Annotated in this window: 22 protein-coding genes; 14 read left to right on the forward strand and 8 right to left on the reverse strand. The window is 62.7% G+C overall.

Annotation, left to right across the window (positions count from 1 at the left end; translation table 11 throughout):
• Positions 1-112 precede the first annotated feature (112 nt).
• From QQJ98_RS07815 to QQJ98_RS07835, 5 genes are all read left to right on the forward strand, one after another.
• Complete coding sequence (locus tag QQJ98_RS07815) at positions 113-757, forward strand: TetR/AcrR family transcriptional regulator (RefSeq protein WP_284324792.1); 645 nt, start codon at positions 113-115, stop codon at positions 755-757.
• Entirely contained in the window at positions 754-1,941 is a 1,188-nt protein-coding gene (locus QQJ98_RS07820; RefSeq protein ID WP_284324793.1) for a pyridoxal phosphate-dependent aminotransferase, read from the forward strand. The genes QQJ98_RS07815 and QQJ98_RS07820 overlap by 4 nt, the downstream gene beginning before the upstream one ends.
• Positions 1,938-3,506 (forward strand): 5-guanidino-2-oxopentanoate decarboxylase, encoded by a 1,569-nt coding sequence (locus tag QQJ98_RS07825; protein WP_284324794.1) that lies wholly within the window; start codon positions 1,938-1,940, stop codon positions 3,504-3,506. The genes QQJ98_RS07820 and QQJ98_RS07825 overlap by 4 nt, the downstream gene beginning before the upstream one ends.
• 125 nt (positions 3,507-3,631) lie before the next feature.
• Complete coding sequence (locus QQJ98_RS07830) at positions 3,632-5,008, forward strand: aspartate aminotransferase family protein (protein ID WP_284324795.1); 1,377 nt, start codon at positions 3,632-3,634, stop codon at positions 5,006-5,008.
• Between the two features lie 7 nt (positions 5,009-5,015).
• Positions 5,016-6,422, forward strand: coding sequence for a glutamine synthetase family protein (locus tag QQJ98_RS07835; protein ID WP_284324796.1), 1,407 nt, complete (start codon positions 5,016-5,018; stop codon positions 6,420-6,422).
• A 135-nt stretch (positions 6,423-6,557) separates the two neighbouring features.
• On the opposite strand, the gene QQJ98_RS07840 is transcribed toward QQJ98_RS07835, so the two are convergent.
• A complete protein-coding gene (locus QQJ98_RS07840) occupies positions 6,558-7,271 on the reverse strand; it encodes a CbiX/SirB N-terminal domain-containing protein (protein ID WP_284324797.1) in 714 nt (237 codons plus the stop codon).
• Between the two features lie 245 nt (positions 7,272-7,516).
• Here QQJ98_RS07840 and QQJ98_RS07845 point away from each other — a divergent pair, with 245 nt between their 5' ends.
• Together QQJ98_RS07845 and QQJ98_RS07850 are read left to right on the forward strand one after the other, a co-directional pair.
• Positions 7,517-8,521: a phosphotransferase gene (locus QQJ98_RS07845; protein ID WP_284324798.1), complete on the forward strand. Its 1,005-nt coding sequence runs from the start codon at positions 7,517-7,519 to the stop codon at positions 8,519-8,521.
• Complete coding sequence (locus QQJ98_RS07850) at positions 8,518-9,837, forward strand: aspartate aminotransferase family protein (RefSeq protein WP_284324799.1); 1,320 nt, start codon at positions 8,518-8,520, stop codon at positions 9,835-9,837. The genes QQJ98_RS07845 and QQJ98_RS07850 overlap by 4 nt, the downstream gene beginning before the upstream one ends.
• Before the next feature lie 222 nt (positions 9,838-10,059).
• Here QQJ98_RS07850 and QQJ98_RS07855 read toward each other — a convergent pair whose 3' ends face one another.
• A complete protein-coding gene (locus QQJ98_RS07855; RefSeq protein WP_284324800.1) occupies positions 10,060-10,929 on the reverse strand; it encodes an endonuclease/exonuclease/phosphatase family protein in 870 nt (289 codons plus the stop codon).
• A gap of 66 nt (positions 10,930-10,995) precedes the next feature.
• Between QQJ98_RS07855 and QQJ98_RS07860 the strand changes: the two genes are divergently transcribed.
• A complete protein-coding gene (locus QQJ98_RS07860) occupies positions 10,996-11,436 on the forward strand; it encodes a GNAT family N-acetyltransferase (protein ID WP_284324801.1) in 441 nt (146 codons plus the stop codon).
• 3 nt (positions 11,437-11,439) lie between these two features.
• Entirely contained in the window at positions 11,440-11,922 is a 483-nt protein-coding gene (locus tag QQJ98_RS07865; protein ID WP_284324802.1) for a hypothetical protein, read from the forward strand.
• On the opposite strand, the gene QQJ98_RS07870 is transcribed toward QQJ98_RS07865, so the two are convergent.
• The 3 genes from QQJ98_RS07870 to puuE form a co-directional block, all read right to left on the reverse strand.
• Positions 11,911-12,399 (reverse strand): ureidoglycolate lyase, encoded by a 489-nt coding sequence (locus tag QQJ98_RS07870; RefSeq protein ID WP_284324803.1) that lies wholly within the window; start codon positions 12,397-12,399, stop codon positions 11,911-11,913. The genes QQJ98_RS07865 and QQJ98_RS07870 overlap by 12 nt on opposite strands.
• Before the next feature lie 103 nt (positions 12,400-12,502).
• Positions 12,503-13,345 carry a bifunctional allantoicase/(S)-ureidoglycine aminohydrolase gene (locus QQJ98_RS07875; protein WP_284324804.1) on the reverse strand — a complete coding sequence of 281 codons (843 nt, stop codon included), beginning with the start codon at positions 13,343-13,345 and terminating at the stop codon, positions 12,503-12,505.
• Complete coding sequence (puuE, locus tag QQJ98_RS07880) at positions 13,342-14,757, reverse strand: allantoinase PuuE (protein WP_284324805.1); 1,416 nt, start codon at positions 14,755-14,757, stop codon at positions 13,342-13,344. Before puuE ends, QQJ98_RS07875 begins: the two co-directional genes overlap by 4 nt.
• A gap of 164 nt (positions 14,758-14,921) precedes the next feature.
• On the opposite strand from puuE, the gene uraH reads away from it, so the two are divergent.
• The 5 genes from uraH to QQJ98_RS07905 all read left to right on the forward strand — a co-directional run bounded on the left by uraH (position 14,922) and on the right by QQJ98_RS07905 (position 19,139).
• Positions 14,922-15,275 carry a hydroxyisourate hydrolase gene (gene uraH, locus QQJ98_RS07885; protein WP_284324806.1) on the forward strand — a complete coding sequence of 118 codons (354 nt, stop codon included), beginning with the start codon at positions 14,922-14,924 and terminating at the stop codon, positions 15,273-15,275.
• Positions 15,276-15,365: 90 nt separating this feature from the next.
• A complete protein-coding gene (locus tag QQJ98_RS07890; RefSeq protein ID WP_284324807.1) occupies positions 15,366-16,604 on the forward strand; it encodes an efflux RND transporter periplasmic adaptor subunit in 1,239 nt (412 codons plus the stop codon).
• On the forward strand, positions 16,604-17,311 hold the full coding sequence (locus QQJ98_RS07895) for an ABC transporter ATP-binding protein (protein WP_284324808.1): 708 nt from the start codon (positions 16,604-16,606) through the stop codon (positions 17,309-17,311). Before QQJ98_RS07890 ends, QQJ98_RS07895 begins: the two co-directional genes overlap by 1 nt.
• On the forward strand, positions 17,312-18,520 hold the full coding sequence (locus QQJ98_RS07900) for an ABC transporter permease (RefSeq protein WP_284324809.1): 1,209 nt from the start codon (positions 17,312-17,314) through the stop codon (positions 18,518-18,520).
• A gap of 25 nt (positions 18,521-18,545) precedes the next feature.
• Positions 18,546-19,139: an exonuclease domain-containing protein gene (locus QQJ98_RS07905; RefSeq protein WP_284324810.1), complete on the forward strand. Its 594-nt coding sequence runs from the start codon at positions 18,546-18,548 to the stop codon at positions 19,137-19,139.
• A 73-nt stretch (positions 19,140-19,212) separates the two neighbouring features.
• On the opposite strand, the gene QQJ98_RS07910 is transcribed toward QQJ98_RS07905, so the two are convergent.
• From QQJ98_RS07910 to QQJ98_RS07920, 3 genes are read right to left on the reverse strand one after another with little or no spacing between them, the layout of a single operon-like run.
• The gene (locus QQJ98_RS07910) at positions 19,213-20,124 is read right to left on the reverse strand and encodes an ABC transporter permease (RefSeq protein ID WP_284324811.1); all 912 of its coding nucleotides are present in this window, start codon (positions 20,122-20,124) and stop codon (positions 19,213-19,215) included.
• The gene (locus tag QQJ98_RS07915) at positions 20,121-21,194 is read right to left on the reverse strand and encodes an ABC transporter permease (RefSeq protein ID WP_284324812.1); all 1,074 of its coding nucleotides are present in this window, start codon (positions 21,192-21,194) and stop codon (positions 20,121-20,123) included. The genes QQJ98_RS07910 and QQJ98_RS07915 overlap by 4 nt, the downstream gene beginning before the upstream one ends.
• On the reverse strand, positions 21,191-22,681 hold the full coding sequence (locus QQJ98_RS07920) for an ABC transporter ATP-binding protein (protein WP_284324813.1): 1,491 nt from the start codon (positions 22,679-22,681) through the stop codon (positions 21,191-21,193). Before QQJ98_RS07920 ends, QQJ98_RS07915 begins: the two co-directional genes overlap by 4 nt.

Consider the following 22,681-nt stretch of genomic DNA (forward strand, 5'->3'; position numbering starts at 1 on the left):
TTTGGTGAATCTCCGCGCAAACTGCCGCAAAATTGTTCGAATGGCTTGCAACGAAGCAGACTCCGCCGCATATTAGATTTGAATTACACAGACGTATAATAAGAAGCCCTGCATGTCGCACCGCCGCCCTTACCGTCGGGAAAGTGAAGAACGCCGCCGCGAGGATCTGATCGCGGCAGCGCTTGATCTGGTCGCCGAAGGCGGGCTTCATGCGGCAACGGTGCGCGCGATTGCTGATCGGGCCGGGGTGACGCCGGGGTTGATCCGGCATTATTTCACCTCGAAAGAAGATCTGACCCGCGTCGCCTATCAGCGGCTGATGGAAGACATGATCGGCGACAGTGCATCGGTGTTGTTGCATGCGCCGGCTGATCCGCTGGCGCGGCTGGCACGTTTTGTTGCGGCTTCGGTCAGTCCGCCGGTGGCAGATCCGGTGGCGGTGGGGCTGTGGGCGGCGTTTCTGCATGATGTGCGCCGCGACCCCGCCATGCGCGAGGTGCATACCACCAACTATTTTTCCTTCCGCAATATGCTGCAATCCCTGATTGCCGCCCTGCCCCGTGAAGCTTCTGAGGCGCAGTTGCGGCGCGAGTCTATCGCCTGCAACGGCGTGATTGACGGCTTGTGGCTGGAAGGCTCCATCCTGCCAGAGGCGTTTGCCACTGCAGAGATCATCGACATTGCCCTGACTTCGGTGGGGGCGATCTTGAATGTTGCGCTTGCCGCTGCTTACCAACCAGATCGGACCCAAACATGAAATACGCCGCCATCACGGATCGCCTCGCCCATCTTGGCGGTGCCAAATGGGAGGTGCATGCCCGCGCCAAAGAGATGCAGGCGGCAGGCAAGTCTGTTATTCAATTGACGATTGGCGAGCCTGATGTGGCAACCCCGCCCGCGCTGATCACCGAGGCCAAGCGGGCAATGGATGCCGGGCGTCTGGGTTATTCCAATGGTCGCGGCGAGCCTGCGTTGCTGGAGGCGTTGGCCGCGCGCTATTCCGCCCGCACAGGTCGGGCGATCTCTACCGAGCAGATCGCCTGTCTGCCGGGAACGCAGACCTCGCTTTACGCAGTGCTTTTGACTCTGACCGGGCCGGGCGACGAGGTGCTGATCGGTGATCCGCTTTATGCGACCTATGAGGGGCTGATTGCCGCGACCGGGGCCGTGGCGGTGCCAGTGCCGTTGCGCGCAGAGCATGGCTTTCGGATGCAGGCGGCGGATGTGGCGGCACGGATCACTCCGCGCAGCCGGATGATTTTTCTGAACACGCCGCACAACCCGACCGGTGCAATTTTGACGGCGGATGAGATTGCCGCCTTGGGCGCGCTGGCGAAAGCCCATGATCTGTGGCTGCTGAGCGACGAGGTTTACGAGGAACTGGTGTTCGCGGGCGGCACGTTTGCCTCGCCGCTGGACCAAGCCGATCTGGCGGATCGGGTGGTGGTTGCGGCCTCGATCTCTAAATCCCATGCGGCTCCGGGGTTTCGCTCGGGCTGGTGCGTGGGGCCAGAAGAGTTTTCCGCGCGGCTGTTGCCGGTGGCAGAAACCATGCTGTTCGGCAACCAGCCTTTCATCGCCGATATGACGACTTTGGCGGTCTCGGCCCCGTCGGAAGTGGCGCGCGGCATGGCGGAGCGTTTCGCACGGCGGGCGGCGCTGATTTATGATAAGCTACATGGTGTCAATGGCTTAGCGGTGCATATGCCCGATGCCGGCATGTTCACGGTGGTGAATATCAACGCAACCGGCCTGAGTGGCGAGTGTTTTGCGTTGGGGCTTTTGGCCGATGAAGCTGTGGCGGTGATGCCGGGCGAAAGCTTTGGGGCGGCCCTTGCGGGCTGGATCAGGGTCAGCCTGACGCAGGACGATGCGCAGATCGCCGAAGCCTGCGCCCGGATCGCGGCCTATGCGGCGCGCAAGCAAGGGATGGCAGCATGAAAACGGTTGGTGAGCGTCTGGTCGAAGGCTTGGCTGCGCGCGGGGTCGAGGTAATCTTCGGTATCCCCGGCGTGCATACGGTTGAGATGTATCGCGGGCTGTCGGGATCGCCTGTGCGGCATGTGACAGCACGGCACGAGCAGGGCTGCGCCTTCATGGCGGATGGCTATGCGCGGGTGTCGGGCAAACCCGGCGTGGCCTTGGTGATCACCGGGCCGGGGATTTTGAACGCTTTGACCGCGATGGGGCAAGCGGCAGCGGATTCGGTGCCGATGCTGGTGATCTCAGGCGTCAATCGGCGTGACTCGCTGGGGTTGGGGCTGGGGTTGCTGCACGAGTTGCCAGATCAGGCGGCAATGGTGCGGCCCTTGTGCCCGACGCGGCAGATCAAGGACGCTTCCGAGGTGGCCGAAGTGTTGGACTGGGCCTTTGCCACGATGGCCACCGGGCGACCGGGGCCAGTGCATATCGAGGTGCCGACCGATGTGATGCCGTTGGAATGTGACGCCCTGCCCGCTCCGGCTGCGCTGCCCGTGGCGGCGGTGCCAGATCTGGGGGCTGCGGTGGCGCGGCTGGAGGCGGCGGCGCGGGTGGTGATTTTGGCCGGTGGCGGTGCGCGCGGCCAAGAGGCGGCGTTGCGGGCTTTGGCTGGACGGTTGGATGCTCCGGTGATCCAGACGGTGAACGCGCGCGGCATGATGTATGGTCATCCGCTGGTGGTGCCGGCCTCGCCCAGCTTGGATGCGCCGCGGGCGTTGATCGCGGCGGCGGATCAGGTGTTGGCGATCGGCACCGAATTTGGGCCGACCGACTACGACATGTATGTGCGCGGCGGGTTTCCCGATGTCTCGGGGATGATCCGGGTGGATATCTGCGCGCAACAATTGGCGCGGCACAAGGCAGGCGTGGCGCTGCAGGGTGATGCGGGCGCGGTGATGGCGGGGCTGCTTGCGCAGGTGTCGGCCAAGCAGGCGGATGGTGCTGCACGGGCCGAAATGGCGCGCACAGCTGCGCGGGCGGAACTGGCCGAACTGGACGTGCTGATGCCGGGGCGGCTGGAGATGGTGGAAACCATCCGCGCCGCGATGCCCGGCGCGCTGATCGTCGGCGACAGCACGCAAGCGATCTATGCCGCAAACCTCTATTACGACCACGACCGCGCAGGCGGTTGGTTCAACGCGGCAACGGGGTTTGGCGCTTTGGGCTACGGTCCGGGCGCTGCGGTGGGCGCGGCTTTGGCGGCTCTGACCGCAGAGGTGGTCTGCCTGATTGGCGATGGCGGCTTGCAATTCAGCCCGGGCGAGCTGCGCACGGCGGTCGATGAGCGGTTGGCAATCACCTATATCGTCTGGAACAACGCGGCCTTTGGTGAAATCGCCGATGCGATGCGCGGCGCGAATACCGAGGTGATCGGATGCTCTCCCTCACCTCTGAATATGGAACCCTTTGCCGCCGCGTGCGATCTGCCGTTTGCCAGCGTGCCGCTTGACCCCGAGGCTTTGCACGCCGCGCTGACCCAGCCGCATACCGGCCCCAGAATGATCGAGGTGCGGGTGGCAAGGTAGCCGATTTTCGCGCGAAAATCGTTCCCGGAATTCGCGCGAATTCCGATTTCGGCGCAGCAGTCGGGCCTCTTTCTTTTGATCAAATTATTTGGCATAAGGCGGCATCTCCTGAAAGGTGCAGCCCCATGTCCGAATCTTTGCCCGACACGTTGATCGCTGGTATCCGCCCCGAACGTCTGGAAAAGCTGCGTGCCCGCGAGGCCAAGCGGTTCGCACAGGGCCGCCCAAAGGCCCGCGCGGCGCTGGATCTTGGGGCCGATGCCTTTCTCGATGGCGTGCCTTTGCATTGGATGAAAGACTGGCCGATGCCGCATCTGCCTTTGATCACAAAGGCCAAGGGCGCGCGGATCACCGATATTGACGGCTATGAGATCGACGATTTCTGTCTGGGCGACACCGGCAGCATGTTCGGACACTCCCCTGCCCCAGTCGCCAAGGCGATCCGCCGTCAGGCTGGGCGCGGGCTGACCTATATGCTGCCGTCCGAGGATGCTTTAGAGGCTGGCCGCCTGCTGACCGAGCGGTTTGGCGATTTCCATTGGCAGATCGCCACCACCGCCACCGATGCCAACCGCTTTGCCATCCGCGTTGCCCGTGCCATCACCGGGCGGGCAAAGATCTTGGTGTTCAATGGTTGCTATCATGGCACCGTTGATGATGTGATGGTTGAGCTGTCAAATTGCACCACGCACAACCGCGCCGGATTGATGGGGCAAGTGGCCGACCTGACTTTGGGCGCTGTGGCCTGCGAATTCAACGATTTGGCGGGCGTTGAAGCCGCGCTTGCTAGGGGCGATATCGCGGCGATCCTGACCGAGCCTGTGATGACCAATTCCTGCATGGTGCTGCCCGACCCCGGCTTTCATGCCGGTCTGCGGGCGCTGTCGCTGAAATACGGCGCTTTGCTGATGATAGACGAGACGCATACGATCTCGAGCGGTTTGGGTGGCTATACCGGGGTGCATCATCTTGCGCCTGATATCTTTGTCGTCGGCAAATGCGTCGCAGGCGGCATGCCCACCGCCGCTTGGGGGCTGACCCCCGAAACCGCCGCCCGCTACGCCGCCGCCAACGAGGCCCGCGCGCCCGGCCATTCCGGCATGGGCACCACGCTTTCGGCCAATCCGATGCAGTTTGCGTGCCTGAAGGCCACATTGTCAGAGGTGATGACCGCGAAAAACTACGCCCATATGGAAGCGTTGGCAGATCGGCTGGCTGCTGGCCTTGCGACATCCATCACCCGCCACAAAGCGCCGTGGCATGTGGTGCGGGTTGGCGCCCGGGTAGAGTTCATCTGCGCCCCCGGCCCGCTGCAAAACGGCACCGAGGCCGCCATGGCCCATCAGCCGCAAGTCGAATCCGCGCTGCATGTCGCGCTGCTGAACCGTGGCTGCCTGATCGCACCTTTTCACAATATGATGCTGATCAGTCCCGCCACCAAAAAGCGGCAGGTTGACCGCCTGATCGCCGCTTTCGACGAAACCCTTTCTGAGTTGTTTTGAGATCCTCATGACCCAAACTTCGCCCAACCCGCAAAGCCCGTCTGGCTCGACCGTCACCGAGGCCGAAACCTTTCTTGACGCCCATCCCGAAATAGAGGCGTTTGATATCGTGCTGCACGACGCCAATGGCATCGGGCGCGGCAAGATCATCCGGCGTCACGAATTGCTGGGCATGTTCAAATCCGGCCGGCATCTGCCGATCTCGATTCTGGGCCTCGATATCTGCGGCGAGGATGTCCATGAAACCGGGCTGATCTGGGACGAAGGCGATGGCGACCGTCGCGCTTGGCCGCTGCCCGGCACCCTGCGCCCGATCCACGCCAGCACTCCGCCGCGCGGCGAGGTGCTGATGTGCGTCTATAACCTCGACGGCACCCCGATGAGTTCGGATCCCCGCCATGCGCTGCAACGTCAGGTCGATGCGCTGGCGGCCGAGGGCCTGCATCCCGCAGGGGCGTTTGAGCTGGAGTTCTTTCTGCTGGCCAATGAGCGCGGCCCGGATGGCAAAATGGTGCCGGCCCGCGATGTGCTCGATGGGCGGCGCAACTCGAAAACCGATGTGTATTCGGTGGATCAGTTGCATGGTATGTTGCCACTGTTTAACGACATCTACGCCGATGCGGCGAAGGCCGGGATCAAGGCAGAAACCCTGATCTCCGAATTTGCACCGGGGCAATACGAGCTGACCTTGCACTACCGCGAGGATGTGATGCAGGCGGCGGATGATCTGTTGCGGCTGAAGCGGATGGTGCGCTATCACGCCCGCCAACATGGTGTTACCGCCTGCTTCATGGCGAAACCGAATGAGGATTACGCCGGGTCGGGGATGCATTTCCATGTCTCGATGCTGAATGATGCGGGCAAGAACATCTTCATCGAAGCGGTCGAGGGCCAGTATAACGCCGCGATCCTGCATGCCATCGGTGGCCTGCGCGCCACGATGGCTGAATCCATGCTGATCTTTGCCCCGCACGCGAATTCTTGGCGGCGGTTTGCCTCGAACTCTTACGCGCCGGTATCGCCCACTTGGGGCGTCAACAACCGCTCGGTGGCATTGCGCATCCCCGCAGGCGACATCCGGGCGCGCCGTATTGAACACCGCCCGGCGGGGGTGGATGCCAATGCCTATCTGGTGGCGGCGACGGTGCTGGCGGGTATCCGGCATGGCATGGCGCACCAGATGGATCCGGGGCCGGAAACCACCGGAAACGGCTATACCGACACGTCTGATGCGCCGCCGATCCCAGTTGATTGGAGATCTGCAATCGAGGCCGCGAAGGCGTCAAGCTTTCTGAAAGCCGCCTTGGGGGAAGATATGCACCGCACCTTCACCGCGATCAAAGCGGCGGAATATGCGCGGGTGATGCGGACGGTGTCGGAAGTGGATTTCGACCTGTATCTGCATACCGTTTAAGGCGCGCCGTTGATCGGTTGAAGCCTCCGGCGGGAATATTTGGGCCAGTATGAAATTGCCAAGCTTACGCTCTTGGTCAACATCGCGGCTTGAATATCCCCGCCAGAGGTTGCTTGGGCCTTGGCGGCAACCTGTCTAGGCTTTTCGGAACCGACAGTCTTGCTGGCACACCGGGGTGGCCGCGCCGATGGCTGCAGCGATCAGGGCGGGGATTTCCGGGCGCAAGCCAAGCGCGGGCAGGAGCAGGCCCTTGAACCCAGACTCGGCCAAGGCTGCAGGAATGTCGGTGGTGACGTGGCCACCTGCGGCTGCGAAGAACGGCAGGCAGATGGATTGGCTGCCGAGGGGGGCCAGGTCTTTCAGCTGCGGCGCTTGATCAATGAAGGCGGTTTCGATCTGACAGCCCAAAGCGGCGCGGATCTGGGCTGCGACGTGGTTGGCGACATCCGACGGGACCGGGCTTTTGAACGAGCCATGCGCGGCAAGGATGATCGGGCCGTGGTGGGTTTGCAGCGCCTCGGCTGCGACTTTTACGGCCAGATCGTGCAGCGCTGTCAGGCAGCCGAGCGGTTCCAGAACCTGCCATCCTTGCGCACCTGCGGCGGTCAGGCGCGCGGGAAGGTTGATCCGGGTGAACCAGCCTCCGGCCATGAACATCGGAAACAGCAGCCCACCGGGGCCAAGTTTGGTTATGGCGTCCCTTAGCGCGTCGGGTTCGGCAAGGGTGGCGGAAGCCACGGTTTGGCCGGGCAGGTGGCTCGCGATTTTGGCGGCCAGATCGGCCAGATCAGCAGCAGCGGGGCCGGGGTTGGAGGGTTGGCCGTGGGCGACGATAAGAACGGGGGGCATGCGGGCTCCTGTGTTGGCTGACAGAGTAGAGCAACTGTCGCGTGGGGCAAGGGCGCGGGCGTGGCGCGGCGGCGTGTCCACGCGTGGACAGGCCGCCGCGCCATGTAATTTCAAATGGTTACGGGACGCCCTTCATATTTTGTTAAGACATCTGCCCCCTGCCCGATGCGATCAAATCAGCGGTCGGGCGCTTGACACTTCGGCGTCCGGCGGGCCTGATGCAGCCGAGCAGATCCGGGGTTTCAATGACAGATACGCGCTTGGGTGAGGTGTTATCCTCTGCCCCACCACAGCTGAGCGATACCGAGGCCGCAGACATCGCGCGTCTGCATTTTGGCGTTGCGGGGGCGATCAAACGCCTGACATCCGAGCGTGATCTGAACCTGCGGATCACCACGCCGGGGCAGGCCTATGTGCTAAAGCTCGCCAACCCTGCCGAGCCGGTCGAGGTCACCGATTTCCAGACCAAGGCGCTGCTGCATCTGGAGACATCGGGGCTGCCGGTGCCAAAAGTGATGCGCAGTGTCACCGGCCGGACCGAGGCCCAGATCGCGCAGGGCACTTTGCGGTTGCTGACCTATCTGGAGGGCACGCCGCAGCACATGACGCCGCGCACCCCGGCGCAGGCGGCGAATATGGCGCGGATGGCGGCGCGGTTGACGCAGGGGCTGGCCGGATTTTCGCATCCGGCGGCGGGCTATGTCTTGCAATGGGATATCAAGCAGGCCAGTGCCTTGCGCCCGATGTTGCCTGCGGTGCCGGATGATTTGCAGGCGCTGGCCGTGGCAGCACTGGACCGCTTTGATGCGCTTGCCCCGGCACTGGCGGGTTTGCGTTGGCAAGTGGTGCACAATGATCTAAATCCGCATAACGTGTTGGTGTCGCAGGATAATCCTGACCAGATCGCGGGCATCCTCGATTTCGGCGATATGGTGCATACGCCGCTGATCTGCGATGCGGCGATTGCGGCGTCTTATTGCGTCGATCCTGCCCGCCCGCTGGAAAGCCTGTTGAATTTCGCCCGTGCCTATCACTCCGCCTTGCCGCTGACCCTGACCGAGCGCCGGTTGTTTGCCGATATGGTGGCGACGCGGATGCTGACCACGATCACCGTGGCCTCGGCCCGCGCCAAGGTTTACCCTGACAACGCGCCCTATATTCTGCGCAATATGGCAACTGCACGCGAAGGCTTGACCGCCTTGGCCGCGCTGCCGCGCCTTGATCTGCTGAACGCCTTGGAGGCCTTATGAAAAACGACGGAACGATGATCAACGCCTATGTGCCGGGCCGTGGCGATCTGTCGGCGGCGGATCAGGATTTGGTGGCGCGCCGGGCGCGGGCTTTGGGGCCGGCTTATCGCTTGTTCTATGAAACCCCGGTGCATCTGGTGCGCGGCGAAGGCGTTTGGCTGTATGACGGCGACGGCAATGCTTACTTGGATACCTATAACAATGTGGCGTCTGTGGGCCATTGCCACCCTGCCGTGGTGGCGGCAACCGCGAAGCAGGCGGCGATCCTGTCCAGCCATACGCGGTATTTGCACGACACGGTGCTGGATTATGCCGAGCGGTTGCTGGCGACGTTTCCAGCGGAATTAAGCCATGTGATGTTCACCTGCACCGGGTCCGAGGCCAATGATCTGGCGTTTCGGATTGCCCGCGCGCATACCGGTGGCACCGGGTTTATCGTTACAGAAAATGCTTATCATGGCGTGACTTACGCGATTGCGGGCATGTCTCCCAGCCTTGGTGAAGGCGTCGCTTTGGGCGAGCATGTGCGCACCGTCCGCGCGCCCGATCCGTTGCGGATGCAGGGCGATCTGGGGGCGGCTTTTGCGGCGGAAGTGCAGGCGGCGATTGACGATATGCTGCGGCATGGCATCAAGCCTGCGGGGCTGATCGTTGATACGATTTTCTCATCGGATGGGGTGTTTGAGGGGCCTGCGGGATTTCTGGCGCCTGCGGTTGCGGCGATCCGGGCGGCGGGCGGCGTGTTCATCGCTGACGAGGTGCAGCCGGGATTTGGCCGCTGTGGCGATACGATGTGGGGCTTTCAGCGCCATGGGGTCGTGCCGGACATGGTGAGCTTGGGCAAGCCGATGGGCAATGGCTATCCGGTGGCGGGGCTGGTGATGCAACCGCGCGTGATCGCGGCCTTTGGGGCAAAAGCCCGCTATTTCAACACGTTTGGCGGCAATGCGGTGGCGGCCGCGACGGCAATGGCGGTGCTGGAGGTGATTGAGTCTGAGGCTTTGCAGGAAAACGCGCGGGTTGTGGGCGGCTATTTCGCCGATGGCCTGCGCGGGCTGGCCGGGCGGTTTGAGTGTTTGGGGCCTTTGCGGGCAGCAGGGCTGTTTTTGGGGCAAGAGATTGTCGCGGGCGGGCCGCTGAAGGCCGATGCCGCGACCTGCGCGCGGATCGTCAATGGGTTGAGGGAGGCGCGGGTGTTGATCTCGGCCACCGGGCCAAGGTCGAACGTGTTGAAGATCAGGCCGCCTTTGGTGTTTTCCAAGGCCAATGTCGATCACTTTCTGGCGGCGTTTGAGGGGGTTTTGGCGAAAGTGTAGGGCCCGAACCGAAAGCAAACTCTGCGGGGCAGAGTTTGCCGGTTTGTTGCTCATAAGGCTGAAGGCCGTTGAGCAAGCGGAGTTGTGCCGCAAACCGTTGCTGTGAAAATCGGGGCGCGGCTGCCTGGGCGGGCGCGGACTCGCGCCTGCCGGGGGCAGGCAGGCGCGGCCCGATTTGTCGCGGGACAAATCGGGCAAGAGCAGCCTGCGTCGCGCAGGGGTTCAGGCCATCTCCACCCACAGCGGATGGTGATCCGAGGCGATCTGCGCGTTGTCAGTCCAAGCCCGGCGCAGATGCGGGGTCAGGTCGCCCGTCACAAAGCAATGGTCCAACTGGCGCAGGCGGGTCTTCCCGGCGATGATTTTCTCATGCGTATGAAGGGTTTGGCCCAAATGGGCGACAGCGTTGGTCAAGGCGTCCGCGTAAAGCGCGCCGGGGTGGTAGGGGGTGTGGCCCGTGATGCGGGCATGCTCGACGCTGCCCGGCTCGCAGTTGAAATCGCCCATCCAGATCGCGGTTGGCGGAGATTTGGGTTCGGGTTGGCTCTCGGTCCAGTTGCGGGACGGCTCGTCATCCGCGCCGCTCCACGGGCCGCCTGTGTGATGCGCCCCAGCGTGCAAAGCCAGCAGATGGTCGATCTGGGTCAGGCGTTCTTCGACCCCGACATGCGCAAGATGCAATGAAATCACCCGGATGGGCCCAAGCGGCGTGTGGATCATCGCCTCAAGCGCGGGGTTCTGGGTGTTCAGCGGCGTGATCATCCGGCGCATCGGCAGCAGGTGCAGGCGGGTCCAGATGATCGGCCAGCGCGACAGGATCATGGTGCCGAACTGGCGGCGGCGGTTGATCACGCGGCGGCCGTCGATGGTCGAGGCATCCATGTCAAACGCCGGGCCGTAGGCGGTGTAATAGTGCGGCAGCAAACGCTCTAGAATCGCGGGCTGGTCGTCGTGGTTTGTGCGCGACCAGTGCCGCTCGACCTCTTGCAGGGCGATGATATCGGCACCGTCGATGACCTTTGCCGCGCGCGAGAGGTCATAGTGACCGTCTGCGCCAAACCCGTATTGGATGTTGTAACTGAGCAATTTCATCGCAGCAGACTAGCGCGGCGCTCGGGCTTTGGCTAGGCTTTGCTATCGGTCAAGAAGGAGCGGATCATGTTGGAAATCAGAGCATTGCAAGCGGAAGATCATGCGGCTTGGGCTGCGCTTTATGCGGGCTATGCGGGGTTTTACGGCGTGGAGCAGACTGACGCGATGCGGGCCACGGTCTGGGGCTGGCTGATGGACCCTGCGCATGGCACCGAGGGGTTGGTCGCGGTGCTGGATGGCGTGGTGGTTGGGATCACGCATTACCGCGCCTTTGCGCGGCCCTTGTCGGCAAGTGTGGGCGGGTTTCTCGATGATCTGTTTGTCGGGCCGCTGGCGCGGGGATCGGGCGCGGCCGAGGCGTTGATCGCGGGGGTTGCGGATGTCGGGCGCAAGCGGGGCTGGACGCTGATCCGCTGGATCACCGCCGAGGACAACTACCGCGCGCGGGGCCTTTATGACCGGGTGGCTGAAAAGGCAAAATGGGTGACGTATGATATCAAGTTGTAGGCCATGAGGGGCGGGCAGAAAGAGCCGCTGTATCGCCGCGTGAACACGCGCACGCATGGGGTGCATCATGGCGGCGGCGAAGCGCGGTGGGCGCGCAATACCAAAGCTGCGGCAAGCGATGAAAGCCTGCGTGGCTCGATGCATGCGGGGCAAAAGCATGGGCTGGATTACACGCCGCTGTATCGGTTTTTGATCTCAAAACTTGGACAGGATTGGGATGCGGTGCGCGCCGAGGCCGTGGCGCGTTTGGATCGGGCCGAGCCGATTTATCATCTGGTGGCGCGCAGTGAAGCGGAGGAGCGTGATGTCGTGCGGCTGGGCGAGAGCAGCTATTGGAGCGGGCTGCGGATCAGCGATGCCAATGTGCTGGAGAAAGTAGCCCCTGATTTGGGGCTGGACGACATGGTGCCAAGTTGTGCCTGTTGCACGCATACCTTTAATGGCGCGCGGTTTACCCAAGTTTTTGCTGCGGATTCAGAGGGCTAACACCACCCACGGCTGCGGATAGCGATATTCCTCCAGATTGGCCGAGGTGCCGATGCGGTCCACCACGGCGAACAGGCCGGGGGCTGACAGGGGCGTGCAGACGCCATGCCAAGTGCCGCGATGCAGGTTGATCGCTTGCGCGCCATTGGTCAGGAAGGCGCGCGGTTTGTCTTGCGGGCTGGCGGCCACGATCACCAGAAACGGCTGTTCGGACATCGGGATGAAGGCCTGAGAGCCTTCGGGGTGACGCTCGATCAGATCGAACCTGTAGGGCAGCGCGCGGGGGGTGGCCTTGAAGATTGAGATGCCGGGGCGGTTTGTCGCGTCGGTCTCGGCGGCAAAGTCGAGGCGGGCGCGGTCGTGGTGGCGCTGGCACATGCCATCGTTGATCAGGCGGAAATCGGCGGTGGCGTCCAGCACATCGCCAAAGGGGGCGAAGGCTGCGGCGGTCAGCGGTTCGGGGTGGATATCGGACATGCTGCGCCCTTGGGTTATGGGCGAAGCGAGGGGTTTCACACCCCTCGCGCTCCCCGTGGGATATTTAGGAACAGATGAAAAGTTTTAGATAAGTTTTAGAGGGTTAGCGGCTTGGGCGGTAGCCGCCCGGCCCCCGCAGATTGGCGTGGCGGTTGACGTCTTTGTAAAGCAGGTAGCGGAAGCGGCCCGGGCCTGCGGCGTAGCAGGCTTGCGGGCAATAGGCGCGCAGCCACATGAAATCGCCAGCCTCGACCTCAACCCAATCCTGGTTGAGTTTGTAGACCGCTTTGCCTTCCAGCACATAAAGCCCGTGTTCCATCACATGGGTTTCTTCAAACGGGATCACGCCGCCGGGTTGGAAGGTGACGATATTGACATGGGCGTCGTAGCGCACATCGGTCGGGTCGACAAAGCGGGTGGTGCCCCAGACGCCGCCCGTGTCGGGCATCAGGCTGAGGGCGACATCTTTTTCATTGATCACAAAGGCGGGCGGGACAGCCACGCCGGGGGCCGGTTCGTAAAGTTTGCGGATCCAGTGGAAGCGCGCGGGATGGGTGCCCTCGGCCAGAAGCTGCCACTTCGCCCCCGGTGGGATGAAGGCATAGCCGCCTGCGTCCATTTCGTAGCCCATGCCATCAATGGTCAGGGTGATCAGGCCACCCGTGACGAACAAGAAATGTTCGGCCCCGGTTTCGGCATCGGGGGTGTCAGAGCCGCCGCCGGGTTGCACCTCCATCACATATTGGCTGAAGGTTTCGGAAAACCCCGACATCGGCCGCGCGATCAGCCAGAGTTTGGTGCCACGCCAGCCGGGTAAGCAACTGGTCAGAATGTCGGAAAAGCAGCCTTTCGGGATGAAGGCATAGGCGTTGGTGAACACAGCACGGCCCGTCATCAGCGTGGTTTGGGCCGGAAGGCCGCCGGGGGGGGTGTAATATGGGCTCATGGCAAGATGTCCTTCAGGCGGAGTGCGGCGATGCGTTCGACGTTTTTGCAGGCGGTTTGGAATTCGGTTTCTGTGTCATGCGCGATGCGGTTTTGGAAGGCTTGCAGGATTTGCGCCTTGGAGTGGTCGCGCACGGCGATGATGAAGGGGAAGCCGTGTTTTTGGGTGTATTGGGCGTTGAGGGATTGGAATGTGCTGCGCTCGGCATCGGTGAGGGCATCGAGGGCGGCGCTGGCCTGTTCGGCGCTGGATGCCTCGGTCAGTTGTTTGGCGGCGGCGAGTTTGCCGGCAAGATCGGGGTGGGCTTGCAGCACTTGCAGGCGTTCTTCTGGCGAGGCGGAGCGGAAGATGCGGGCAAGCGCGTTGTGCAGGCCTGTGGCGCTGTCATGCGCGGGGCCGAGTTCCAGATCGAAGGCGCGGTCGGCGATCCATGGCGAATGTTCGAAAATGGAACCATAGGCGGCGACGAAGGCTTCGCGTGTCATCTGAGAAGGCCGGGAGAAGCGCTTGTGCGGATGGACCTTTGCCCAATGGTCGGCGATCTCAATCCGGCGGGGGAACCAGACGTGATTGTGGGATTTTGCATAGTCGAGGAAGCGCTTGAGGCCCGCGATTTTCCCCGGTCGGCCGATCAGGCGGCAGTGCAGGCCGATCGAGAACATCTTGGCGCGGCCAGCTTCGCCCTCGGCATAAAGCGTATCAAAGCTGTCTTTCAGGTATTGGAAGAACTGTTGGCCTTCGATGTAGCCGGGTGCCGTGGCAAAGCGCATGTCGTTGGCTTCGAGCGTGTAGGGGATCACCAGCTGATCGCGGTCGCCGACCTCGCGCCAATAGGGCAGATCGTCGTCGTAGGTGTCAGAGATCCAGTCGAATTGGCCCGTCTCGGCGGTCAGATCGACGGTGTTGACCGAGCAGCGCCCGGTATACCAGCCGCGCGGCGGCTCGCCCACGACTTCGGTGTGCAGGCGGATGCTTTCGGCAATCTGGGCGCGTTCTTCGTCGATGGGCATATCGCGGTGATCGACCCATTTCAGACCGTGTGAGGCGATTTCCCACCCTGCCGATTTCATCGCGGCGACCTGTTCGGGGTTGCGGGCCAAAGCGGTCGACACACCGTAGATCGTCACCGGAATATCCATGCCGGTGAACAGGCGGTGCAGCCGCCAGAACCCTGCCCGCGCGCCGTAATCGTAGATCGATTCCATGTTCCAATGGCGTTGCCCGGGCCAAGGGGCTGCACCTGCGATGTCGGACAGAAACGCCTCAGAGCCTGCGTCGCCGTGCAGGATGTTGTTCTCGCCACCCTCTTCATAGTTCAGCACCAAGGACACCGCGATTTTCGCACCACCCGGCCATTGCGCGTCGGGGGCATCGGGGCCGTGGCCTCGGAAATCGCGGGGGTAGCGGGACATGGGCAACTCCTTTTCACCCAGACTATATCGAATATCGGCGGGGGTTTATCAAATAATCCCGAAAGGAGTTTTGCGGCTTGGCAGGGGCTGCGGCGGCGGGCAAGTTTGGGCTAAGGTGCAAGGCCGGGTTTCAGGGCCGGGGCGCAAGGATGGAAGGGGCGGATATGGGCAAGGTGTCAACGCATGTGCTGGATACGGCGCGGGGCAAGCCTGCGGCTGGCGTGAAGATCATGCTCTACCGGGTCAGCGGCAACAGCCACAAGAAGATCGCCGAGGTGGTGACCAATGCCGATGGCCGCAGCGATGCGCCGCTGCTGGAGGGCGCTGCGCTGACGGTGGGCACTTATGAGCTGGTGTTTTGTGCCGGCGATTATCTGCGCAGCAGCGGTCAGGCGGTGGGCGAGGTGCTTTTCCTCGATCAAATCCCGATCCGGTTTGGCGTGGCGGATGCGACGGGGCATTACCATGTGCCGCTTTTGATCTCGCCGTTTGCCTATTCAACCTATCGTGGCAGTTGAGGCCATTGCCATAACCGTCTGACACCACATCTTTCACAGACGGAACGCGCTTGCGCCGCCGTATAAAGCCAAATGCCGCGAAGGGTGCAGATGCAAAGCAGTGACGATATTGCAAAGATGCTGGGCGGGCGGGCCAAGCGGCGGCGCTGGCCTTGGGCTGTGCTGGTGCTGGCGGTCTTGGCCGGGGCTTTGGGGTGGTATTACACCAGCCGCAGCGCCGGGGCGGCGCAGGTGCGCTATACCACCGAAGCCGTGACCAAGGGCGATCTGGTCGTAGTGGTGACGGCGACGGGGACGGTGCAGCCAACCACCGAAGTCGAAGTCTCGTCCGAGTTGTCGGGCACTTTGGCCAGCGTCGAGGTTGATTTCAACGATGTGGTCAAGGTGGGGCAAGTGCTGGCACGGCTCGATACCACCAAGTTGGTCGCACAGGTCGACAATGCCCGCGCGCAACTGGCCTCGGCCACAGCACGGGTGACGCAGGCCGAAGCCACCGCGCGCGAGGCGGCAGAGGTGTTGAAAACCCAACAAGAATTGTCATCGCGCGGGGTGGCGACGCGCAAGGATATGGTCGGGTTTGAAGCATCGGATCAGCGCGCGCAGGCAGCGGTCGACATCGCACGCGCCGATCTGACCTTGGCGCAGGCCAATCTCGATCTGGTCAGCGCCGATCTGGGCAAGGCGGAAATTCGCAGCCCGATCAACGGCGTGGTGCTGAACCGCAGCGCCGAGGACGGGCAGATTGTGGCGGCGAACTTTGAAGCCCCCGTCCTCTTCAAGCTGGCCGAAGATCTGGAGCGGATGGAGCTGCTGGTTGATATTGACGAGGCCGATATTGGCAAGGTCAACATCCGCGACACCGCCGCTTTCACGGTCGAAGCCTATCCGGGCCGCAGCTTTCCCGCGGTGATCACCCAAGTGCGGTTCGCGCCGGAAACCACCAATGATGTGGTGACCTACAAGGCGGTTTTGTCGGTCGCTAACCCCGACGGCGTGTTGCGCCCCGGCATGACCGCGACGGCGGCGATCACGGTGGATCAGGTGGCAGCGGCTTTGCTGGTGCCGAATGCGGCTTTGCGCTATGCGCCGCCCGCGCAAGCCGGGGCGCGTCAATCGGCGGGCGGTCTGGCCGGGCTGATCCTGCCATCGCGCGGGCGCGGCGAAGGGGCCTCGGTCGGCAGCGGCAAATCGGTCTGGCTGCTGAAAGCGGGGCAACCTTCTGAGGTGGCGGTGACGCTGGGGGCCAGCGATGGCCGCTATACCGTGGTCAGCGGCGCAGTGGCCGAGGGCGATCAGGTGATCCTTGATCAAACCGCAGGCAGCCGCTGATGGCGGCGCTGATCCAGTTCGCGGATGTGCAGCGCCATTATGGCAAAGGCGAAGCCGAAGTGCGCGCGCTGGACGGGGTTGATCTGTCAATCCAAGCGGGCGAGTTCGTCGCCATCATGGGGCCGTCAGGCTCGGGCAAATCCACCGCGATGAATATCATTGGCTGTCTGGATCGGCCCTCGGCGGGGAAATACCTGTTTCAGGGCGTCGAGGTGCAAGACCTAGACCAAGACCGCCGCGCCTTGTTGCGCAGGCATTGTCTGGGCTTTGTGTTTCAGGGCTTTAACCTGCTGGCGCGGCAATCGGCGCTGGAAAATGTCGAATTGCCGTTGATCTACAAAGGCATGGCCAAGTCTGACAGGGTGGCACGCGCCCAAGCGGCGTTGGAAAAGGTCGGGCTTGCAGGGCGCGCACATCATGATCCGTCGCAACTGTCGGGCGGGCAGCAGCAGCGGGTGGCGATTGCCCGCGCGCTGGCCTCTGATGCGATGGTTATTCTGGCGGATGAACCGACAGGCAACCTCGACAGCCAACGCAGCCACGAGATCATGCAACTGCTGCAGGCGCTGAACCGCGACGGCATCACCATTGTGATGGTCACACATGAGGAAGACATCGCAGCCTATGCCCAGCGCTTGCTGGTGTTCACCGATGGCAAACTTAGCCATGACCAGCCCACTCCCCCCCTTACGCGGCAGGGCGCTTAGATGCTGTGGGAAACCGTAACCCTTGCCTTCATCACCATCATCCGCAACAAATTGCGCACGTTTCTGACCGTGCTGGGCGTGGTGATCGGGGTTGCTGCGGTGATTGCGATGGTGACGATCGGGCAAGGATCGTCGCAACAGGTCAATGCCAGCGTCGCCGCCTTGGGCACCAATGTGCTGACCGCCCGCCCCGGCACCCGCGGCTTTGGCCCGCCCACCGCAGGCGCCCCTGCCCCACGCTTTACCCTGAAAGATGCCGAGGCTTTGGCTGTGCTGCCGCAGGTGGTCTATGCCGCGCCGGTGGTCAGCACGACGCAGAATGTGGTGTTCGGCAATGCCAATGCCAGCACGCAGGTCTATGGCACCTCGGGCGCGTATCAACTGGTGCAGAACTGGCCGCTCAGCGCCGGGCGCAGCTTTGATCCATCCGAGGAAAGTGCAGGCGCTGCGGTCTGCGTGCTGGGCCAGTCGGTCAGCACAAAACTGTTTGGCGGATCGGACCCACTTGGCCAAAGCATCCGGGTGAAAAACGTCTCTTGCCTTGTGCTCGGCGTGCTGGTGGCGCGGGGGGCGGGCAGCTTCGGGCAGGATCAGGATGATGTGGTGCTGATGCCCGTCAAAGCCGTGCAGCGTCGGATGGAAGGCAACACCGATGTCGACAGCATCGCGGTGGCTTTGCGCAAATCGGTTTCGGCGGCAGATGGCATCAAAGCCGTGCAACAGGTTCTGCGCGAGCGCCGCAGGATCGGGCTGACCCAATCTGACAATTTCAGCGTCAGCGATATGAAAGAGCTGTCGAACATGCTGGGCGGCATCAATGCGGTGCTGACGGGGCTGCTGTCGTCGGTGGCTGCCGTCAGCTTGCTGGTGGGCGGTATTGGCATCATGAACATCATGCTGGTGTCAGTGACCGAACGCACCCGCGAAATCGGCATCCGGCTGGCGGTCGGGGCCAGTGCGGGCCAGGTGCTGCTGCAGTTTCTGGTCGAGGCGGTGGTCTTGTCGCTGCTGGGCGGGGCTATCGGCATTGCGTTGGGGCTGGCGATTGCCTTTGGCGGCTCGATCTTCATGGCAATCCCGTTTGCGCCTTCAGCCGCCGTGGTGGCGCTGGCCTTTGGCTTTTCGGCGCTGGTGGGCGTGGTGTTTGGCTATTTCCCGGCCCGGCGCGCAGCACGGCTGGACCCGATCGAAGCTTTGCGCCATCAGTAAGCCTCCCCAATTCAAGGCCCGCGCGATGATCCCCGCCCATTTGAAACCGCCCTACCGCTTCATCGCTTTCGATGTCGAAACCGCCAACCGCAATGCCCATAGCATCTGTCAGGTTGGGCTGGCCTGCGTCGATGATTGGGGCCAGATCGACACGTTCAGCCTGCTGGTCGACCCGGACGAGCCGTTTTCCGATTTCAACAGCCAACTCCACGGCATCAACGCCGCATCGGTGCGCGGCCAGCCGCTGTTCCCGGCGGTGTTCGCAGCCATCGCGCCTCTGATGATGCAACAACCTGTCGTGCAACATTCAACCTTCGATCAACGCGCCGTCGATGCCGCCTGCGGCTGGCACGGGCTTGACACGCCGCTGATGCATTGGGTGAACAGCGTCACCATAGCGCGGCGCGCCTGGCCCGAGTATCTGGGCTGCGGCGGCCACGGCCTTGGCCATCTGAAACAGGCACTTTCCTTGGAATTTCAACACCATGATGCCGGCGAAGATGCCCGCGCCGCAGCCCAAGTTGTCCTGCACGCCGAAGCCAGAACCGGCCGCAGCTTTGTCGAGATCCTCGCCAAACAAGGCGCACGCACCGCGCTTAAACCCGCACAATTTGACTAAAATTCGCTTTCATCTGTTCTCAAATATCCTCGGGGTGCGGGGGTGAGCCCCCGCGGACCGATGCAGCAACGCGCTATTTCTCAAATGGCTGCCCCAGCGATGCAATCGTGTTCAACCGCATCCGCCGCCGATTGGATGAAATCACCGCCAGCATCAGGATGGTGACGATATAGGGCACACAAGCCAACAGTTGCGACGGGATGTTGACGCCAGCCGCCTGCGTGGTCAGCTCTCCCAGTGACAACGCCCCGAACAAGAACGCGCCAAACACCACCCGCCCCGTGGCCCAAGTGCCGAACACCACCAAAGCCAGCGCGATCCAGCCCCGCCCCGCGATCATGCCATCAGCCCACAATGGCGTATAAACCGTTGAGGCATAGGCCCCCGCAATCCCTGCCAGCGCGCCACCAAAAGCAATCGCCGCACAGCGCACCCGCAACACCCGAAACCCAATCGCACGGGCCGCATGCGGGTTTTCGCCCACAGCGCGGATGATCAGGCCCAGTTTGGAATGGTTCATCACCGCCCAAATCGCCAAGGCGAGCAGCAGCGTCAGCCAGACCACCACATCCTGCACGAACAACGCCCCCAGCACCGGAATATCCGACAGCAGCGGCAGCGCCAGTTTCGGCAGGCCAGAGATCGTCAGGCTCTCAAAACTCTTGCCGAACAAAGACGACAGCCCGGTGCCCAAAATCCCGATCGCCAGCCCTGCCGCGACCTGATTGGCGACAAACCCCAGCACGATCAGCGCAAACACCAGCGCCAGCGCAGCACCACCCACAGCAGCCACCAGAAAGCCCAACGCATGGCTGTCATAGGTATATGTGGTGATAAACCCCAAAGCCGCGCCCAAAGCCATCATGCCCTCAAGCCCAAGGTTCAGCACGCCCGAGCGCTCGACCACCATCTCGCCCAAGGCCGCCAGCAACATCGGCGTCGCCGCCGCCAGCATCCCGGCCAGAATGAAATCCACCGCGTTCATGGCGCAACCTTCCGACGGATCCATGTGACCTTGTGGCGAATAAAGGTCAGCCCCGCGAGATAGAAGCACAGCAACAGCCCCTGAAACACCCAAACCGCCGCCACCGGCAGATCGGCAGACACCATCGCATTATCGCCGCCAATATAGATCACCGACATCACAAAGGCCGAAATCACGATGCCCAGCGGGTTCAACCCGCCCAGATAGGCCACGATGATCGCGGAATAGCCGTAACCGGTGGAAACCGAGCGTTGCAATTGCCCCAGCGGCCCCGCCACCTCGGACGCGCCCGCCAGCCCTGCCGCCAGACCACCGAGCAGAAGGCTCATCCAGATCGCGCGCGTCTCGCTGAACCCGGCATAGCGGGCCGCGCGGGGCGCAAGCCCGCCGACCAGCAGTTGAAACCCGGAAAAGCGGTGGCGCATCAGCACATAGGCCAGCACACTGGCGATAAGCGCCAGCAGCAAAGACACATTCACCCGCGTTCCCGGCAACAGGATCGGCAGCAAGGCCGCATCCGGGAACATCACGCTTTGCGGAAAGTTAAAGCCATTTGGGTCTTTCCACGGGCCAAGCAGCAGATAGTTCAGCACCTGTGCGGCGATCAGCGACAACATCAGAGTCACCAGAATTTCATTGGCATTGAACCGGGTGCGAAACAGCGCGGCAATCCCGGCCCAAGCCATCCCCGCCCCCGCCCCCATCACAAGCATCGCGGGCAGCATCCACGCGCTATCGCCCATCGGATACCACACCGGCAGCGCCGAGGCCGCAATGGCCCCAATGATCAACTGCCCCTCTGCGCCGATATTGAACACGTTGGCGCGAAAACCAATCGCAAGACCTTGGGCGATCAGCAGCAGCGGCGCCATCTTCAGCAGCACTTCTGAAAAGTTATACCAAGACAGAAACGGCTCCAGCAGCAGCGAATACAGCGCCTGACCGGGCGACTTTCCCAAAGCGGTGAACAGGATAACGCTTGCCACAATCGCGCAGCAAAACGCCACGACCGGAGCCAGCAGCATGGCCACGCGCGAGGCCTTAGCGCGGCGGGTGAAGCTGATGCTCATGCGCCTGCCCCAATCATATAGCTGCCAACCTGTTCAACGCTGGTCGCAGCCGTCTGCAACGACGGCGAAAGATGCCCCTTGTGCAGTACATGCAGGCGGTCGCAGATCTGGAACAACTCTTCCAACTCCTCGGAAATCACCAAAATCGCAGCCCCTTCATTGCGCATGGCCACCAGCCGCTGGCGAATATCGGTGGCAGCGCCAATATCGACACCCCAAGTCGGCTGCGAGGCCAACAGCAATTTCGGGGCCAGCATCATCTCGCGCCCCATGATGAACTTTTGCAGATTGCCGCCCGACAAAGCCGCCGCTTCGGCCTCTGGGCCGGGGGTGCGCACGTCATAGGCGGCGATGATCGCGGCGGTATAGGCGCGCTCGGGGCCGCGCCGGATAAAGCCGCGCTGCACCAGTCCCGCGCTGTGGGCGGTCAGCAAAGCGTTATCCGCCAAAGACATATCCGGCACAGCGCCACGCCCCAAGCGTTCTTCCGGCACGAAGGCAAAGCCCAAGCGGCGGCGATGTGCGGCATCAAGCCCGCCCACTGCGCGGCCCATCATGCGGATCGCATCACCCGGCCGCATCACCTCGCCCGAGATCAGCGCCGCCAATTCCTGCTGACCATTGCCGGAAATCCCCGCGATGCCGACAATCTCGCCACTGTGCAGACGCAGGGAAACATCGCGCAAAGACACACCGAACGGGTCGTCGTTGATATAGTCCAGCCCGCTCAGTTCCAGCCGCACCTCACCCTGCGCTTGCGGCGTCGCAGGCAAAGGCGGCGGCATGGCGCGGCCAATCATCAGCGTGGCAAGATCTTTGGCGGAATGATCGCGCGGAGTAACCCGGCCCGTCACTTGCCCGCCACGCAAGATGGTGGCGGTATCGCAAAGCTCTTTGATTTCCTCCAGCTTGTGGCTGATGAACAAGATCGCCATGCCGCGCGCCTGCAACGCCCGCAGGGTGTCAAACAACCGCGCAACACTTTGCGGCGGCAGCACCGAGGTTGGCTCGTCAAGGATCAACAGCTCTGGTTCCAGCAGCAGGCAGCGGATGATTTCCACCCGTTGCCGCTCTCCCACCGAAAGCGCATGCACCATCGCTTCGGGGTCAACCTCAAGACCAAATTCGGCCCCCAAGGCGCGGATGCGGCGGGCCAGATCGGCCTGCCGCCCCGGCACGATCAGCGCGATATTCTGCACCACCGACAGCGTTTCAAACAGCGAGAAATGCTGAAATACCATGCCGATGCCAAGACGGCGGGCGTCGGCGGGGCTGGCAAGGGTCACAGGCTGACCCTTCCACAGGATTGACCCTGCGTCGGGGCTTTCCACCCCATAAATCAGCTTCATCAGCGTGGATTTACCCGCGCCATTTTCGCCCAAGATCGCATGGATAGAGCCGGGATCGACCACCAGATCAATCCCGGAATTGGCTTTGACCGCGCCGTAACGCTTTGAAACACCTTGCAAAGACAGCAGCGCGGTCAT

It is taken from the genome of Cypionkella aquatica, assembly GCF_030161095.1.
Classification (GTDB): Bacteria; Pseudomonadota; Alphaproteobacteria; order Rhodobacterales; family Rhodobacteraceae; genus Cypionkella; species Cypionkella aquatica.